Below are 14839 nucleotides of genomic sequence, written 5' to 3' on the forward strand. Positions count from 1 at the left end.
GCCCGGTCCCCGATGCGGGGGCCGGGCGTTCCACGTGCCGGGACGTCGTACTCCTGATCGTGAGTGGTTGTCAAACCCCAGTGTTGGAGCGAACGTACCCGCCACCCCCGGGCCTAGCGTGCGCAGGAGAACAGCTCGTGAAGGGGGCGCCATGCGACGGAGCGTGGGAATGCGGTTGTCCGCGGTCGGCTTGTCCGCGGGACTGGTGGTTGGGGGTGCCCTCGTCGTCGCAGGACCGGCGTCAGCGGCACCGGGGGATGCGTCGGCGGTCGGCATCAGTGCCGTCGCGGACGCGGATGTCGCAGGCGTGGCCGCGCTGGACGTCAACGCGGCCGTCGGTGACGTCGCGGTCACGGGATCAGGTGACCGCGCCTTCACCGATGCGGACGGTTCGACGTTGGCCGACGTGGCGGCCGCGGACATCACCGTCGGGGCGGTGACGACCTCGGCGAGCAGCAACGCGACGCGGTCCACCGCGTCCTCGCGGATCGCGGGTGCGAACGTGGCGCTGTTCGGGCAGAGCGTGCTCACCGCGGACGCGGCGACCGCGACGGCGACGTGCCCGGTGGGCGGGACCCCGACGAGCGCCGCGGACCTGGTCGGCCTGACCCTGCTCGGCCGTGCGGTGACACTGAACGCCGCCACGCCGACCGCGACGGTGAGCGCGGACCTCACCGGCGCGCTCGCCGGTGCGACCCTGACGGTCCAGGCGAGCCGCGTCCAGACGACCACCGGGACCACCGCGACGGGCACGGCCGTTCGCGCGGTCGCGACGCTGAACGGCACCGTCGCCGGTGTTCCGCTGGTCAACGAGACCGTCGCGACGGTCGTCCTCGCGAACGCGACCTGCGAGACGCCCACCGCGCCGATCCCGGTCACCGCGACCAGGATCACGCCCACGACCGGGCCGACCACCGGAGGCCAGACGGTCACCATCACCGGCACCGGGTTCACGCCCGACACCACCGTGACCTTCGGCGGGACCCGGGCGACGAACGTCCAGGTCGCCGCCGACGGGAACTCCCTGACCGCCGTCACGCCGGTCGGCGCCGCGGGCCCGACCACCGTGGTCGTCAGCGACCCGAACGGGACCGCCCGGCTCGGCTACACGTACGTCGCGCCGACCGTGACCGGGATCACGCCGGACCAGGGCCCCGCTGCGGGCGGGACGTCCGTCACGATCAGGGGAACGGGCCTCCAGAACGCGACCGGCGTCACGTTCGGCGGAACGGCCGGCACCGTCCGCTCCGTCTCCGCGGACGGCACGCAGATCGTCGTCACGACGCCGCCTGGTGCCGGCCTCGCCGACGTCGTCGTCGGGTTCCCCGGTGGCACGACGGTCGCCGCGCCGGACCAGTTCCTCTACGTCACCGCCGGTGCGCCGACGATCACCGGTGTGACCCCCGCGTCCGGTCCGACCGCCGGCGGCCAGACCGTGGTCGTCTCGGGTACCGGGCTCGGTGACGTCACCGGCGTCACGTTCGGTGGCGTCCCGGCGACGATCGTGGGCACGCCGACCGACACCAGCGTCACCGTCACCACGCCCGCCGGTGCCGCCGGCCCGGTCGACGTCGTCCTGACCGACCCGGCCGGTGCAGCCCGTGACGATGACGGCTACACCTACCGCGCCGCACCCACCGTCACGGGCACCGACCCCGGGCAGGGATCGACGACGGGAGGCGCGACGGTCACCGTGAGCGGAACCGGCTTCGTGCCCGGCGGGACCAGCGTCACGATCTGCGGGACGACCATCCCCGCTGCGGACGTGACGGTGAACGCTGCCGGCACCCGGCTGGTGTTCACGACGCCGGCCTGCGACCCGGGAGCCACGACGATCACCGTCACGACGACCGGTGGCACGAGCGGCGCCACGGGCTTCCGCTATGTGGCTGCGGCGGCCACCGGGACCGGCGCGACCGGTGCAGGCACCGGCGCTGCGCTGCTGACCGGCGACCGTGGCGGTGACGGCACCGGGGCGAACGCCCTCGCCTACACCGGCTCGGACGCCCGACCCGCTGCGATCACGGGCATCGGCCTGCTCGGGCTCGGCGGGATCGTCGCGCTCATCGGGTACCGACGCCGCCGCCACCTGCGTCTCCACTGACGCGGCGACCGGCGACCTGGAGGCCGTCGTGGGTGATGCTGATCACCCGCGGCGGCCTCCGTCGTCCGTGGGCTACTGCGCTGCCGCGTGCCGCTGCAGGTGCTCCGACGTCTTGAGCGTCAGGTAGGAGCACAGGTGGCCGATCGCGCTCACCTCGGCCGCCAGGGTCAGCACCTGCTCGGCCGAGACCCGGGCGTCGTTCTCACGGCGCTCGAACGTCACCGTCCACTCCGGCGAGCCACCGATCTCGCGCTGCAGGTAGACCTCGGTGCCACTGGTCTCCAGGTGCATGACGATGAGCGCGGTGTCGATGGTCGCCTGGTCCCACGACATGTCGACCGCCTGCGGGCTCGAAAGCAGGTGCGACGACCCCGCCCGGAACTCCGAGATCCAACCCTCGAGCTCGTCCATCGTCAGTCGGGGCACGGCGCCTCCTCGGGGCGGGATCGTGCGGCGGTCTCATCCGTCGCGTGAGCCATTGTCCCTGATCGGACGGGCTGCTCGTGTCAGCCGATCCGGTCCACGTCCTCGGTGTCGACCTCATCGCGGTCGCTCAGCGGCTTCCGCATCACGACGAAGTGCACGTCCGGCACGAGCGGCGTCGCGCCCCAGGCCTCGGCTGGGAACGGCCGGGTCGCGCCGGTCGGCACGAACCCGAGGCGTCGGTACCAGGCGATGAGTGCCGACTGCTGCGCGACGACCGTGATCTCGAGCGCGGCGGCGTCGAACGTCGTGCGGGCGTGCTCGGCGGCGGCCTCCATCATCCGGCGCCCCAGGCCCCTGCCCTGGATCGTCGGCTCGACCGCGAAGGTGCCGAAGTACGCGAGGCCCGGGCCATGCCGCTGGACCTGGCAGGTCGCGATGATCCGGCCCTCGTCGACGCCGACGAACACGACCGAGTCGGGCGCAGCGATGAGCGCGCGGATCTGCTCCGTGTCGGTACGGCGACCGCCGATGACGTCGACCTCACTCGTCCAGCCCTCGCGGCTCGCCTCGCCGCGGTAGGCACGTTCGACGAGGTCCGCGACGGTCGCGGCGTCCTCGAGCGTGGCGCGGCGGATCGTCAGGGGAGTGCTCATGGACCAACCGTAAACGCGGTCGCGGGGTGCGGCGGTCCTCCCGGGCCGGTGGTGGGGTCGATGCGGACGTCACGCGTGCGGCGGGGAGGGGGCGGGCCTCCCGAGCCGGTGGCGAGGCGGCGTCGCGGTCCTACGCTGAGGACATGTCAGCGGAACGATGCCCCTGCCTGAGCGGCAATCCGTACGCGGAGTGCTGCGGCCCCCTGCACGCGGGAGCGGCCGCGCCCACGGCCGAGCGGCTCATGCGCTCGCGGTTCACGGCGTTCGCGCTCACCATGCCGGAGTACCTGTTGACGTCGTGGCACCCGCGGACGCGGCCGGCGAGCCTCGAGCTCGACCCGATGATGCGGTGGACGCGACTCGACGTCCTCGGGACCAGCTCGGGAGGCCCGTTCGACACGAGCGGGACCGTCGAGTTCCGCGCGTGGTGGCGGACGCCCTCGGAGCGGGGCGAGCTGCACGAGGACAGCGCGTTCGTGCGCGAGGCCGGGCGCTGGTTCTACGTGGACGGCGTGACGAGCTGACGCTGGTCCCTCCCGGTGGCCGGCCCCTCCCGGTGGCGGGCCCCTCCCGGTGGCCGGGCCCCTCCCGGTCGGCGGTCCCTCCCGGCAGGGGGTCAGTCGGCGTGCTCGACGGCCTGGACCGCCGCGGCGACGCCGCCGCTCCACGGGGCGCCGTGACCGGGGAGCACCCAGTGGGCGTTCGTGTCGACCAGGGCGCGGAGCGACCGGACCGCCTGCTCGGGCTCGTCGGTGAACGGCGCGGGCGCGGGACCCGTGCGGCCGGTGAGGACATGCCGGGTCGTCAGGCCGTCGCCGACGAACACGGCGTCGACGGCCGGGACGAACACGGCGATGCTGCCCGGCGAGTGCCCCGGGGTGCTGATGATCCGCGGGGCGCCGGGGAGGTCGAGGGTCTCGCCGCCGTGCACCTCGACCACCTCGGTGAGCCAGTTCGTCCGGAGCCCGCCCTTGCGCATCGAGTAGCCCACGAATCCGAGCAGGGGGCCGAGGCGCATCGACTGCTTGCCGGCCTTCGGCTTGTCGCCGCCCTTGGCGCGCGCAGCATCGGCGGCGTGGACGTACACGGGAACGCCGCGCTCACGGCGCAGGCGTTCGGCGAACCCGACGTGGTCGGAGTCGCCGTGGGTCAGGACGACGCCGCGCACGTCGTCGAGCGAGCGACCCATCGAGGCGAGTTCGGCGACCAGGTCGTGCCACGACCCGGGGAGGCCGGCGTCGATGACGGTGATGCCCTCGGGCGCCACGACGAGGTACGCGGCGACGATGTCGTTGCCGATGCGGTGGAGGTTCGGTGCCAGTTCCATGATGGCTACTGTAGTTAGCCATGATGGCTACCGTCAATAGCTATGCTGATGAGCATGCCCACCCCGGAACGCACCTCCCTCGACGCGATCGTGACCGCCGCCCGTGACCTGCTCGAGCACGACGGGCTGGCCGGTCTCACCATGCAGTCCGTCGCGCTGCGGGTCGGGGTGCGGGCGCCCTCCTTGTACAAGCGGGTGTCGAGCCGCGACCACCTGATCCAGCTCGTGGCCGAGGCGACCCTGTCGGACCTCGCGGGGCGGATGGAGTCCGCGACCACTGCCGCCGAGGTCGCCGACGTGTTCCGGGCGTTCGGGCACGAGCGGCCCGCTGCGTTCCAGCTCGTCATGACGCCGGGCGCGGGTGTCTCCGCTGCCCGGCCGGAGTTCGGCGCTGCGGCCAGTGTCGCCGTGGTGCGGTTCGGCGGCGAGCTCGCCGGCGAGGAGCACGCGCTCGAGGCGGCGCGGACCCTCACGGCCTGGGTGGTGGGGTTCGTCGGCATGGAACTCAACGGGCGCTTCGAGCTCGGCGGGGACGTCGAGGCGGCGTGGGCGTTCGGGCGGGAGCGCATCGTCGCGGCACTGGGGATGGGGCGCTGACGCAGGTCGGGTGCGCATGCGGACGACAACGGGGCATGCGGCCGCGTGTGCACTCGTCGTCCGCATGCGCAGCCCTGGCGTCAGGCTCAGTCCCGCGCCGGCTCGAACCCGTGGCGGCGATCGCCGAGCACCCGCTCGGTGACCTCGCGCTCGACCTCGGGCGAGAACGGTTCCCGCCGCGCTCGCACCGCCGCGGCCGTCTGCTCCTCGATGAGGTCCATGTTGACGGCCGCGCCGGCCATCACGCCCGCGGCGGCAGAGCTCATGACCTGCGCGCCGATGTCCGTCACGTTCCCGGCCGCCCACACGCCGGGCAGTGCAGTCCGACCGGTCGGGTCGGCGGGGACGTGTCGGCCCATGCCGCTCGGATGCTCGGCGACCTCGCCGCCGAGGTGCTCGAACACCTCCGCTCGGGCGACCACCCGCGTCTGCACGGCCACCGCGTCGAGGGGGAACACATGCCCGTCGTCGAGTTCGACGCCCGTCAACCGGTCGTCGTCGACGAGCACCCGAGCGACCGGACCCTCGACGACGCGGATGCCCCGAGCCGCCAACCGCTCCCACTCCTCGTCCGAGGGCTCGGGCATCGTGTGCCGGAAGAGCGTCACGTCGTCGCTGAGCTGCCGGAAGAGCAGCACCTGGTGGACGGCCATCGCGCCGGAGCCGAGCACGCCGATCCGCTGGCCCCGGACCTCCCAACCGTGGCAGTAGGGGCAGTGCACGACGTCGCGCCCCCAACGCTCGCGCAGTCCGGGCACGTCGGGGAGCTCGTCGACCGCGCCCGACGCCAGGACGAGACGGCGGCCGCGGAGTCGGCTGCCGTCCTCGAGGCTGACGGCGATGCGGTCGCCCTGACGTGCAGCGGTGGTCGCTCGTCCGACGGTGATGCGGACGCCGTAGCGCTCGGCGTCCGCGCGGGCCAGGCGCAGGAGGTCGGCCGGTGCGGTCCCCTCGCGGCCGAGGACGTTGTGGGCGGCCCCCGCCCGTGCGTTCCGGGGCTCGCCCGCGTCGACGACCACCACCGATCGCATCGAGCGCGCCAGTGCCGTCGCGGCGCTCAGGCCGGCCGCACCGCCGCCGATGACGACGACGTCGTGGTCAGTGTGTGTGGGCATGTCGTTCCTCCTCGTTCGACCGTCAGCTTGTGCGGTGCTCGCCGAAGTGGCAATCGTTCTTGCGGGAATGGCAAAGTGGGTCCATGGACGAGACGTGGGAACGCACCCTCGACGCGGTCGGTGGCCGGCTTCGGAAGCTCCGGACCAACCGCGGACTGACGCTCGCGCAGGTGTCCGCCGCCACCGGGGTGTCCGTGAGCACGCTGTCGCGGCTCGAGTCGGGCGGGCGACGTCCCACACTCGAGCTGCTCCTCCCGCTCGCCCGCGAGTACCAGGTGCCGCTCGACGAGCTCGTCGGAGCGCCGCCGAGTGGCGACCCGCGCATCCACATCCGACCGTTCCGCGCCCACGGCCACACGATCCTGCCGCTCGGACGCGGGGCCGTCGGGATCACCGCGTTCAAGCACGTCATGCCGGGACGGGTCGCGCCGGCCGTGCCCGAGCCCATGACCCATCCCGGGCACGAGTGGCTGTACGTCCTGACCGGCCGACTCCGCCTCGTGCTCGGCGACCAGGACATGGTGCTCGGTCCCGGTGAAGCGGCCGAGTTCGACACCCGCACCCCGCACTGGTCCGGTGCTGCGGGGCCGGAAGCGGTCGAGTTCCTCAGCCTGTCCGGGAAGAGCGGGGAGCGCGCGCACGTCCTGCCCACGTCCGGCGCGCGGTAGCGTAGGAGCGTGCGCAACTCGTCATGGCAGGAGGTCGCCGGCGGTCCATCCGCCGACGTCAGGTGACGGCCGCCCCGGCCCCCGCTTCCGCGGATGCCGGCTGGTGGCGCAGTGGGTCGATCCCGGTCGTCGTGACCGTCGTCCGCTGTGCCCTCCTCCCCATGACACCTGCCCGGCGCCTGCGCGCCCGGGCTGAGAGAACGGCACACCCATGCTCCCCATCACCGAGAAGGCCATCCGCGCCGCGTTCGTGAACGCCTCGCGCAAAGAGGTCTCCGACATCACCCTGCCCAGCGGGTTCGACGCCCTCGACTGGGACGAGCTCGACTACCTCGGCTGGCGCGACCCGAAGATCGGACGCCGGGCGTACGCGATCATCCCCGACGGTGACGCCCTCGTCGGCATCCTGTTCCGCCAGGCCGATGGCGGCACCCGCACCCGGCCGCAGTGCGCCTGGTGCCAGGACGTCCGCCTGCCGAACGACGTGCTGTTCTACAGCGCGCGCCGGAGTGGGGCCTCGGGGCGGAACGGCAACACCGTCGGCACGCTCGTCTGCGCCGACTTCCAGTGTTCGGCCAACGTGCGGAACCCACCGCCGCCGGCGTACCTCGGGTTCGACGTCGAGGCGGCCCGGCAGGAGCGCATCGTCAGCCTCCGGCAGCGGGCGGCCGCGTTCGCGCGGGACGTGCGGGGGGCGTGAACCGTCCGGGGGGCGTGAACGGTCCGCGGAGCGGGGGCCGTCCGCGCGGCGTGAGCCGCGGGGGAGGCGCGGGCCGCTGGGGAGGCGCGGGTCGCGCCTCCCCAGTGCATCGGAATTGACAATCATTATCGATAGTGAATAGCGTCGCGGTGCGGGCGCAGCGTGGTCGCCGCCGCCCGTCCCTGTCGAGCGGCCTCGGAACGGACCTCCACCCCTCATGCGTCAACGCGCCCTCATCGCCCTCGCCGCCGTCGCCGGCGCCGCCGCTCTCGGTCTCACCGGATGCTCGAGTTCCGGAGGGGCGGGTGGAACGTCCGGATCCGGGTCGTCCGCCTCCGGTGGCTCCGGGTCCTCCGGCCGGATCGACGTCGTGGCGTCGACCAACGTGTACGGCGGCCTCGTGTCGACGATCGGCGGCTCCCACGTCCACGTGACGAGCATCCTGTCCGACCCCTCGCAGGACCCGCACTCGTTCGAGGCCTCGCCCCGCACCCAGCTCGCCGTGTCCCATGCAGACCTGCTCATCGAGAACGGCGGCGGGTACGACTCGTACATGGAGACCCTGCGTGACTCGACGAAGTCCAAGGCCGACCTCATCGACGTCGTCAAGCTGTCCGGGCTCCAGAAGGCCGGCGACGACGACTTCAACGAGCACGTGTTCTACAGCTACCCGACCATGGTCCGGTTCGTCAGTCGCGTGGCGACCGAGCTCGGCCAGGAGCAGCCCACGCACAAGGGGTCGTTCCGGGCCAACGCGGCACGAGTCACCAAGCAGCTCCAGGGCCTCGAAGCGCAGACGGCAGCGCTCAAGCAGCAGGACGCCGGCGACCGCGTGGCCTACACCGAGCCGGTGCCGGGTTACCTGTTCGACGCGATCGGGCTGCGCAACGTCACCCCGCAGGACTTCTCGGAGGCGATCGAGGAAGGCGACGACGTGCCACCCGCGGCGCTCAACGACACGCTCCAGCTGTTCACTGGCAAGGACCCCGTCAAGCTCCTCGCCTACAACGACCAGACCTCGAGCCCCGAGACCGAGCAGGTCAAGTCCGCGGCGCGCAGCAACCACGTGCCGGTCGTCGGCGTCACCGAGACCCTGCCGTCCGGCAAGGGCTACATCGCCTGGCAGCAGAGCAACATCGACGCCGTCAAGAAGGCGCTTGCGGGCTGATCGCCGACAGCCCGACCGAGGCCCGCATGGCATCGCGGACGCGGGCCTCGTCGGGCAGCAGCAGGTCGGCGTCCCCGCTCGTGAAGAACCGGATCTGACCGATGGCCTGCTCGACGAGCATGTCGAGCCCGTTGAGCACCCGGCCGCCCGCTGCCGACCAGCGCTCGGCGACCACCGACGGCCACGGGTCGTACGCGACGTCGAACAGGACGGCGTCGTCGCCCGACGGGTGCAGTTGCAGGGTGTCGGCGGCGCCGCCCGGCAGCGTCGAGATGACGAGCCCCGACGCGGGAGCATCGGGCAGGTCTGCCAGCGGGTGCACCTCGAGCGTCACACCGAGCCGCGTCGCGAGCAGCACGAGTTCGCTCGCCTTCGTCGTGTCGCGCAGGTACACGCGCACGAACGACGCCCCGAGACGGAGCGACGCGAACAAGGCGCTCGCCGCGGTGGCTCCGCCGCCCAGGATCGTCGCGGCACCCGGCACGTGCCCCAGGGCCTCGACCGGGCGGACGATGCCGTCGACGTCGGTGTTCGCCCCCGAGAGCACGGCGCGGCCGGCCTCGGTCCGGAGGAGCAGGGTGTTCGCGACGCCGAGCTCGTCGACGAGCGGTGTCGTGCGATCGAGCAGGGGCAGGACCTCGCGCTTGAGCGGCATCGTCAGGCTCAGGCCGCGCCACGAGCTGTCCAGGTCACCGACGAACGCCTCGAGCTCGCCGGAGCCGACCTCGTGCCGCTCGTACGTCAGATCGAGACCGAGGGCCTGGTACGCCGCGGCGTGCAACGTCGGCGAGAGCGAGTGGTCGATCGGCTGACCGAGGACGGCGAGGCGGGTGCGGTCGGGATCGGGGAGAGCAGCGGGCACAGCGGATCACCCTACCGACCGGCACCGTGACCGCTGGGCGACTCAGCTGGGCAGGAGCGGCGAATCCGCGGGGTCGAGCGGTGCCGCCCCGGTCGCCCCGAGTGCCCGGATCAGGTCGAACCGCGAGGCGTCCTCGGTGCCCGGCTCGGCCGTGTTCGTGACGATGTGCAGGTCCTCGCCTGACACGTTGAGCACGTCGCAGTCGAGCAGCACCGGCCCGACCGTCGGGTGCAGGATCGTCTTCCGCTCCGTCCGGTGTCGGGCGGCGCCGACCTGCGCCCACAGCTCGGCGAACCGGGGACTCCCGGCGACGAGCTCGTCGATCAGCGCCTGCAGCTGCCGGTCCTGCGGGTAGCGCACCGTCGTCGTCCGCAGGTCCGACGTGATCGCCTGCTCGAACCGCTCGGTCTCGCCCTCCTCGCGCAGCAGCCGGGTCGGCGAGCCGAGGAAGTGCCGCCGGACGACGTTCCGCTCCGGCCCGCTCGCCGGAGGAGCGCCGTGCAGCGCGTCCCATGCCGCGTTGGTCGTCAGGATCGTCCAGTCCGCGCTGCACACCGCGATGGCGGCGTCCGGCATCCGCGTGATCAGCCGTTGCACGCTCGGTGGCACGAACGTCGGGACCACCGTCGGTAACGGAGCGGCGAGCCCGGCCGCCACGTACAACTGGTCGCGCTCGCCCTCGGACACCTGCAGCGCGCGGGCGATCGCGGCGACGACCTGCGCCGACGGCCGGTCCGCCCGCCCCTGCTCCAACCGCACGACGTAGTCGACCGACACCCCGGCCAGGGCCGCCAGTTCCTCACGCCGCAACCCAGCCGCCCGCCGCCCGGCACCGGCCGGGAGGCCCGCCGCGGCCGGGTGCAACCGGTCGCGCCACGCGCGCAGCAGGGTCGCGAAGTCGCCTCGTTCGGTCATGCATCGATGGTCCCACCGACCGCGGTCCCCTGGGTGGTACCGCCGGTCACACTGTTGACGGTTCCCTGGTAGCCCCCGCTGTGGAGGAGCACGGTGGAACCATGACAACGACACTCATCACCGGCGGCAACAAGGGACTCGGGTACACGGCGGCGCAGCGACTCCGCGACCTCGGGCACACCGTCGTCATCGGATCCCGGGACCCCGAGCGCGGTGCATCGGCAGCAGCGGAGCTCGGCGTGGACTGGATCACCATCGACGTCGCCTCCGACGAGTCGGTCGCGACGGCCGCCACCGAGTTCACCGAGCGGTTCGGCACCCTCGACGTGCTCGTCAACAACGCGGGCATCGCCGGAGGCCGTGCACCGCTCGACGAGGTGGACGGGCCCGCGATCGCCCAGGTACTCGACACGAACACGGTCGGCCCCGTCCGGGTCGTCCACGCGTTCCTCCCGCTGCTCCGTCGTTCCACGGCGCCCGTCGTCGTGAACGTCTCGAGCGGCCTCGGCTCGTTCGCCGTCCGCGCCGACGACTCCCGGATCGAGGCGCAGATCCCGACCCTCTCGTACAGTGCGAGCAAGGCCGCGCTCAACATGCTCACGACGATCTACGCCAAGTGGATCCCGGAGGTGCGCTTCAACGTGGTCGACCCCGGCTACACCGCCACCGACCTCAACGGCAACTCCGGCCACCAGACCGTGGAGGAAGGCACCGACGCGATCGTCGCCATGGCCACGATCGGCGCCGACGGCCCGACCGGCACGTTCGTCGATCGCAGCGGCGCCGTCGCCTGGTGATCGGGCCATCGGCCATGGCCGGGAGGCGGGGCGTGCGTCCGACGTGCGTCGCGCCTCCCGGCCGCGTCCTGGAGGGACGGTGTGCGTCCGACGTGCGCCGTGCCACCCGACGGGGCCGCGGACGCGTCGCTAGCGCTGGGCGATGAGGACGGCGGCCGCGTCGCGGGCCTCGGCGGCCCACGGCAGCTGCGGCTCCGTGTGTGCGCCCACCATGGCACCGTCGTAGAGCATCGCGAGCCGGATCGCCGTCGCGGCGGGGTCGGCGGTGCCGGCCCGGCTGGCGAGGTCGGTGAAGAGCGCCCGGATCCAGGTGCGGTGCTCGACGTTCACGACGTGCGCGGGCGAGTCCGTCGTGCTCTCGGCCTCGGCGTTGATGAACGGGCAGCCGTTGAAGTCGTCCGTCGTGAACCACGTGCCGAGCAGGTCGAAGACCATGAGGATCTGCTCTGCCGCGTCGACGTCGGCCGCGGCGAGCTCCGTCGTGAGATGGTCGCGCCAAGCGAGGCTCCGGCCCTCGACGTACGCGCCGACCAGGTCGTCCTTCGTGCGGAAGTACGTGTACATGGTGGCCTTCGACACGTTCGCGGCATCGGCGATCGTGTCGACGCCGGTCGCGTGGATGCCGTCGGCGTAGAAGAGCCGGTCGGCGGTCTGCACGACGCGGTCGAGCGCAGGGCGCTTGCGGGTGCGGGGTGTCGTGGTCGCCACGTCGGGCCTCCTTGAACTGATCTGTTCAGTCTACGACGCGGGCGGGGGCGCCGATCGAGACGGCGGCACCCCCGCGCTTTCCACGTCAGGCCTGCTGCTGGTACGCCAGATCGGCGGCGGTGAGGCCCTCGAGCGCCATCCCGAACGGGACGTCCTGGGTCAGCCGGCGTCGCAGGGCGAGGTTGAGCGTCTGCTTCTGCAGCGAACGGTAGAGCGCGGGCTTGGCGGCGAGCTTCCGTGCGATCTCGATGCCGCGCTCGAGGGCGTGCTCGTGCGCGACGACCTCGTTGACGACACCCCACTGCAACGCGGCCTGCGCGTCGATGGTCTCGCCGGTCCAGAGCAGCCACTTGGCGCGCTGGGTGCCGGCGATCTCCTCCCACACCACGTGCAGGCCGTCGCCGGCGGTGATGCCGAACGCGGGGTGTGGGAAGTCGCCGTAGGTCGCCCGCTCCGACGCGATGTGCACATCGGCGAGCAGCAGGTACTCCGAGTGGATCGTGGCGGTGCCGTTCGCGACGCCGACGACCGGCATCGGCAGGTCGAGGAGGCGCTCGAGGACCTTGCGGCCCTCGACGCGGGTCTTCTCCCAGGCGGCCGGCTTGAAGATCTCGCCGAGGCTCGGGCCGTCGATGTCCTTCATGAAGTGCTCGCCGGTGCCGGTGATGACCAGGGCCCGGTTGTCGGCATCGAGCGCGATGTCCTCGAGAGCCCGGGGGAGGTCCTCGTGGGTCCGGCCGGTGAAGGTGAGAGGTCCGCCGTCCGTGTGGAAGCGGAGGACGAGCACGCCGTCCTCGTCGCGCTCGAAGGCCAGGTTGTCGTACTGGTCGAAGTAGGTGGGCGTGGTCATGGTGGCTCCTCGGGCTCGGTTGGCAACTGAACAGGTCTGTTCAGTCGCGTTGCCTCAACCATACAGATCAGTTCAGTTACGTCAAGCCGGACTCCCGGGAGGCGTGGGGCCGGCTTAGGGTAGCCTCACCTTCGTGACTGCCAGCCGTCGGCCCGCGCGCCGCCTCCGTTCCCTCGTCGCCGCCATCGCGACCGCCGTCGTGGCCACCCTCGTCCTCGCCGGGTGCAGCAGCGGCACCGCCTCGAACAGCGCCTCGCAGACGGCGACGAGCGGCTCCTCCTACCCGGTGTCGGTGCAGACCGCGTTCGGCACGACGACGATCCCGTCCGCGCCGAAGCGCGTGGTCGCGCTCGGGTGGGGTGACGCCGAGACGGCCCTCGCCCTCGGTGTCCAGCCCGTCGGCGCGAGCGACTGGCTCGCGTTCGGCGGCGAGGGCGTCGGCCCCTGGCTCAAGGGCGCGTACACCACGTCGCCGAAGATCATCGGCACCCTGGAGCCGAGCTACGAGCAGATCGTCGCGCTCAAGCCCGACCTGATCCTCGACACGAAGAGCTCGGGCGACAAGGACCGCTACCAGAAGCTCTCCGCCATCGCCCCGACCGTCGCCATCCCGAAGGGCGGCGCGAACTACCTGACGAGTACCGACCAGCAGGTGACCATGATCGCGAAGGCCCTCGGCAAGGTGCAGCAGGGCAAGGACCTGCTCGACCAGGTGGACTCCGCGTTCGCCAGCGCGCGGAAGGCCCACCCCGAGTTCAAGGGCAAGACTGCCGTCATCGGCGCGTACACATCGAGCGGGTACGGCGCCTACGCCTCGGGCGACTCCCGCGTCGCGTTCATGAAGCAGCTCGGGTTCACCCAGCCGAAGGCGGTCGACAAGGCCGCGGGCAGCGCGTTCTCCGCGACGCTGTCGAACGAGAACCTCGACCTGCTCGACGCCGACCTCACCGTGATCCTGCCGATCTACACGACGGCGGCCCAGGCGTCCTCGAGTCCGTTGTTCAAGCAGGTGCCCTCGGTGAAGAAGGGTCACGTCATCGTCGAGCGCAACGCGGACGTCTCCTCCGCGTTCTCGATCGGGACCGTGCCCGCGATCCTCTGGGCCCTGAAGCGGCTGCCGGACCAGTTCGCGGCGAAGCTCGGCTGACCCGCCCCGGGCCCTCGGCCTCGCCCCCGCCCCTCTTCGGAGACCGCCTGTTCCCAACATTGCGCGCGTCGTCCGACAACGGGAACGTCGCTTCATACGTCCGCAGATACTGCGTGCGCATGTGACGACGGAACCACTGTCGGACGACACGAGTTCGGTCGTGTGTGCCCACGACGCCGTCCGAGCAGTGCTCCGCGGCCGGGAGTTGGATGAGCGACATGACCGATGACAGCGCCTTCCGCCCCGCCGGCTACACCAGCCTGACTCCGTTCCTCGTCGTGCACCCCGCGGCCGAGGCGATCGCGTTCTACGTCGATGTCTTCGGCGCCGAGGTCGTCTACCGCCTCGACGCTCCCGCCACCCAGGGCGGCGAACCGTTCGTGGGGCAGGCGGAGCTCGACTTCGGGACCGGGCGACTGCAGCTGTCCGACCCGATGCCGGCGATGGGACTGACCCCGCCGCAGAAGGGTGGCGACGGCGTCAGCAGCTCGACCGTCCTCTACGTGGCGGACGTCGACACCGTCTACGCCAGGGCGGTCGCAGCAGGGGCCGACGGGCGCGAGGCTCCGAGTGACTTCGTGTCCGGCGATCGCTTCGCGTCGATCATCGACCCGTTCGGACACCGCTGGGCACTGCTCAGCCGCCGCCCGGACATCTCCGAGGAGCAGAGCATCCGCGCCGTCGAGGAGTGGTGGGGGCAGGCCGCCGCACAGCTCGCCGCCGACGCCTGAGCACCGGGCTGCGCAGCGCCCGAGCCGTAACCAGGGCCCGTGCCCGAGCCCGAGCCCGAGCCCGAGCCCGT

General features: G+C 72.2%; 17 protein-coding genes. 9 read left to right on the plus strand and 8 right to left on the minus strand.

The annotated features are described in order from the left end of the window. Window positions 1-307 precede the first annotated feature (307 nt). Window positions 308-2104 (plus strand): IPT/TIG domain-containing protein, encoded by a 1797-nt coding sequence (locus DEI92_RS03215; protein ID WP_181434614.1) that lies wholly within the window; start codon window positions 308-310, stop codon window positions 2102-2104. Between the two features lie 72 nt (window positions 2105-2176). On the opposite strand, the gene DEI92_RS03220 is transcribed toward DEI92_RS03215, so the two are convergent. After that, window positions 2177-2530 (minus strand): hypothetical protein, encoded by a 354-nt coding sequence (locus tag DEI92_RS03220; RefSeq protein WP_111048133.1) that lies wholly within the window; start codon window positions 2528-2530, stop codon window positions 2177-2179. A gap of 80 nt (window positions 2531-2610) precedes the next feature. After that, a complete protein-coding gene (locus DEI92_RS03225; RefSeq protein ID WP_111012296.1) occupies window positions 2611-3183 on the minus strand; it encodes a GNAT family N-acetyltransferase in 573 nt (190 codons plus the stop codon). Window positions 3184-3326: 143 nt separating this feature from the next. On the opposite strand from DEI92_RS03225, the gene DEI92_RS03230 reads away from it, so the two are divergent. Further along, window positions 3327-3707: a YchJ family protein gene (locus DEI92_RS03230; RefSeq protein WP_111012297.1), complete on the plus strand. Its 381-nt coding sequence runs from the start codon at window positions 3327-3329 to the stop codon at window positions 3705-3707. A 92-nt stretch (window positions 3708-3799) separates the two neighbouring features. Here the strand turns inward: DEI92_RS03230 and DEI92_RS03235 are convergent, their stop codons facing one another. Further along, window positions 3800-4510, minus strand: coding sequence for an MBL fold metallo-hydrolase (locus DEI92_RS03235; RefSeq protein ID WP_111012298.1), 711 nt, complete (start codon window positions 4508-4510; stop codon window positions 3800-3802). A 54-nt stretch (window positions 4511-4564) separates the two neighbouring features. Between DEI92_RS03235 and DEI92_RS03240 the strand changes: the two genes are divergently transcribed. Further along, entirely contained in the window at window positions 4565-5107 is a 543-nt protein-coding gene (locus DEI92_RS03240; RefSeq protein ID WP_111012425.1) for a TetR/AcrR family transcriptional regulator, read from the plus strand. Window positions 5108-5193: 86 nt separating this feature from the next. Here the strand turns inward: DEI92_RS03240 and DEI92_RS03245 are convergent, their stop codons facing one another. Further along, window positions 5194-6222: an NAD(P)/FAD-dependent oxidoreductase gene (locus DEI92_RS03245; RefSeq protein WP_111012299.1), complete on the minus strand. Its 1029-nt coding sequence runs from the start codon at window positions 6220-6222 to the stop codon at window positions 5194-5196. 83 nt (window positions 6223-6305) lie between these two features. Between DEI92_RS03245 and DEI92_RS03250 the strand changes: the two genes are divergently transcribed. The 3 genes from DEI92_RS03250 (at window position 6306) to DEI92_RS03260 (ending at window position 8758) form a co-directional block, all read left to right on the plus strand. Then, a complete protein-coding gene (locus DEI92_RS03250) occupies window positions 6306-6890 on the plus strand; it encodes a helix-turn-helix domain-containing protein (RefSeq protein ID WP_111012300.1) in 585 nt (194 codons plus the stop codon). A gap of 211 nt (window positions 6891-7101) precedes the next feature. Then, a complete protein-coding gene (locus DEI92_RS03255; RefSeq protein WP_111012301.1) occupies window positions 7102-7590 on the plus strand; it encodes an FBP domain-containing protein in 489 nt (162 codons plus the stop codon). Window positions 7591-7807: 217 nt separating this feature from the next. Then, the gene (locus tag DEI92_RS03260; protein WP_111012302.1) at window positions 7808-8758 is read left to right on the plus strand and encodes a metal ABC transporter solute-binding protein, Zn/Mn family; all 951 of its coding nucleotides are present in this window, start codon (window positions 7808-7810) and stop codon (window positions 8756-8758) included. Here the strand turns inward: DEI92_RS03260 and DEI92_RS03265 are convergent. Together DEI92_RS03265 and DEI92_RS03270 are read right to left on the minus strand one after the other, a co-directional pair. Then, window positions 8736-9620 (minus strand): shikimate dehydrogenase, encoded by an 885-nt coding sequence (locus DEI92_RS03265; protein WP_111012303.1) that lies wholly within the window; start codon window positions 9618-9620, stop codon window positions 8736-8738. The two genes, DEI92_RS03260 and DEI92_RS03265, sit on opposite strands and share 23 nt — an antisense overlap. Window positions 9621-9662: 42 nt before the next feature. Beyond that, window positions 9663-10535, minus strand: a complete 873-nt coding sequence (locus tag DEI92_RS03270; protein ID WP_111012304.1) for a helix-turn-helix transcriptional regulator — start codon at window positions 10533-10535, stop codon at window positions 9663-9665. A gap of 101 nt (window positions 10536-10636) precedes the next feature. Here DEI92_RS03270 and DEI92_RS03275 point away from each other — a divergent pair, with 101 nt between their 5' ends. Next, window positions 10637-11332 (plus strand): SDR family NAD(P)-dependent oxidoreductase, encoded by a 696-nt coding sequence (locus DEI92_RS03275; protein WP_111012305.1) that lies wholly within the window; start codon window positions 10637-10639, stop codon window positions 11330-11332. A gap of 129 nt (window positions 11333-11461) precedes the next feature. Here the strand turns inward: DEI92_RS03275 and DEI92_RS03280 are convergent, their stop codons facing one another. Continuing rightward, a complete protein-coding gene (locus DEI92_RS03280) occupies window positions 11462-12040 on the minus strand; it encodes a TetR/AcrR family transcriptional regulator (protein ID WP_181434615.1) in 579 nt (192 codons plus the stop codon). Window positions 12041-12125: 85 nt separating this feature from the next. After that, window positions 12126-12890 carry an enoyl-CoA hydratase/isomerase family protein gene (locus DEI92_RS03285; RefSeq protein WP_111012307.1) on the minus strand — a complete coding sequence of 255 codons (765 nt, stop codon included), beginning with the start codon at window positions 12888-12890 and terminating at the stop codon, window positions 12126-12128. 133 nt (window positions 12891-13023) lie between these two features. Here DEI92_RS03285 and DEI92_RS03290 point away from each other — a divergent pair, with 133 nt between their 5' ends. Both DEI92_RS03290 and DEI92_RS03295 read left to right on the plus strand, forming a co-directional pair. Further along, the gene (locus DEI92_RS03290; RefSeq protein WP_111011269.1) at window positions 13024-14037 is read left to right on the plus strand and encodes an iron-siderophore ABC transporter substrate-binding protein; all 1014 of its coding nucleotides are present in this window, start codon (window positions 13024-13026) and stop codon (window positions 14035-14037) included. Window positions 14038-14255: 218 nt separating this feature from the next. Next, on the plus strand, window positions 14256-14768 hold the full coding sequence (locus DEI92_RS03295) for a VOC family protein (protein WP_111011568.1): 513 nt from the start codon (window positions 14256-14258) through the stop codon (window positions 14766-14768). Window positions 14769-14839 lie beyond the last annotated feature (71 nt).

The organism is Curtobacterium sp. MCBD17_034 (assembly GCF_003234515.1).
Taxonomy (GTDB): Bacteria; Actinomycetota; Actinomycetes; order Actinomycetales; family Microbacteriaceae; genus Curtobacterium.

Coding starts and splice junctions, on each gene's coding strand:
- DEI92_RS03255 (WP_111012301.1), top strand. CDS start 7,102: ATGCTCCCCATCACCGAGAAGGCCATCCGCGCCGCGTTCGTGAACGCC.
- DEI92_RS03225 (WP_111012296.1), bottom strand. CDS start 3,183: ATGAGCACTCCCCTGACGATCCGCCGCGCCACGCTCGAGGACGCCGCG.
- DEI92_RS03270 (WP_111012304.1), bottom strand. CDS start 10,535: ATGACCGAACGAGGCGACTTCGCGACCCTGCTGCGCGCGTGGCGCGAC.
- DEI92_RS03245 (WP_111012299.1), bottom strand. CDS start 6,222: ATGCCCACACACACTGACCACGACGTCGTCGTCATCGGCGGCGGTGCG.
- DEI92_RS03230 (WP_111012297.1), top strand. CDS start 3,327: ATGTCAGCGGAACGATGCCCCTGCCTGAGCGGCAATCCGTACGCGGAG.
- DEI92_RS03250 (WP_111012300.1), top strand. CDS start 6,306: ATGGACGAGACGTGGGAACGCACCCTCGACGCGGTCGGTGGCCGGCTT.
- DEI92_RS03240 (WP_111012425.1), top strand. CDS start 4,565: ATGCCCACCCCGGAACGCACCTCCCTCGACGCGATCGTGACCGCCGCC.
- DEI92_RS03275 (WP_111012305.1), top strand. CDS start 10,637: ATGACAACGACACTCATCACCGGCGGCAACAAGGGACTCGGGTACACG.
- DEI92_RS03295 (WP_111011568.1), top strand. CDS start 14,256: ATGACCGATGACAGCGCCTTCCGCCCCGCCGGCTACACCAGCCTGACT.
- DEI92_RS03285 (WP_111012307.1), bottom strand. CDS start 12,890: ATGACCACGCCCACCTACTTCGACCAGTACGACAACCTGGCCTTCGAG.
- DEI92_RS03235 (WP_111012298.1), bottom strand. CDS start 4,510: ATGGAACTGGCACCGAACCTCCACCGCATCGGCAACGACATCGTCGCC.
- DEI92_RS03260 (WP_111012302.1), top strand. CDS start 7,808: ATGCGTCAACGCGCCCTCATCGCCCTCGCCGCCGTCGCCGGCGCCGCC.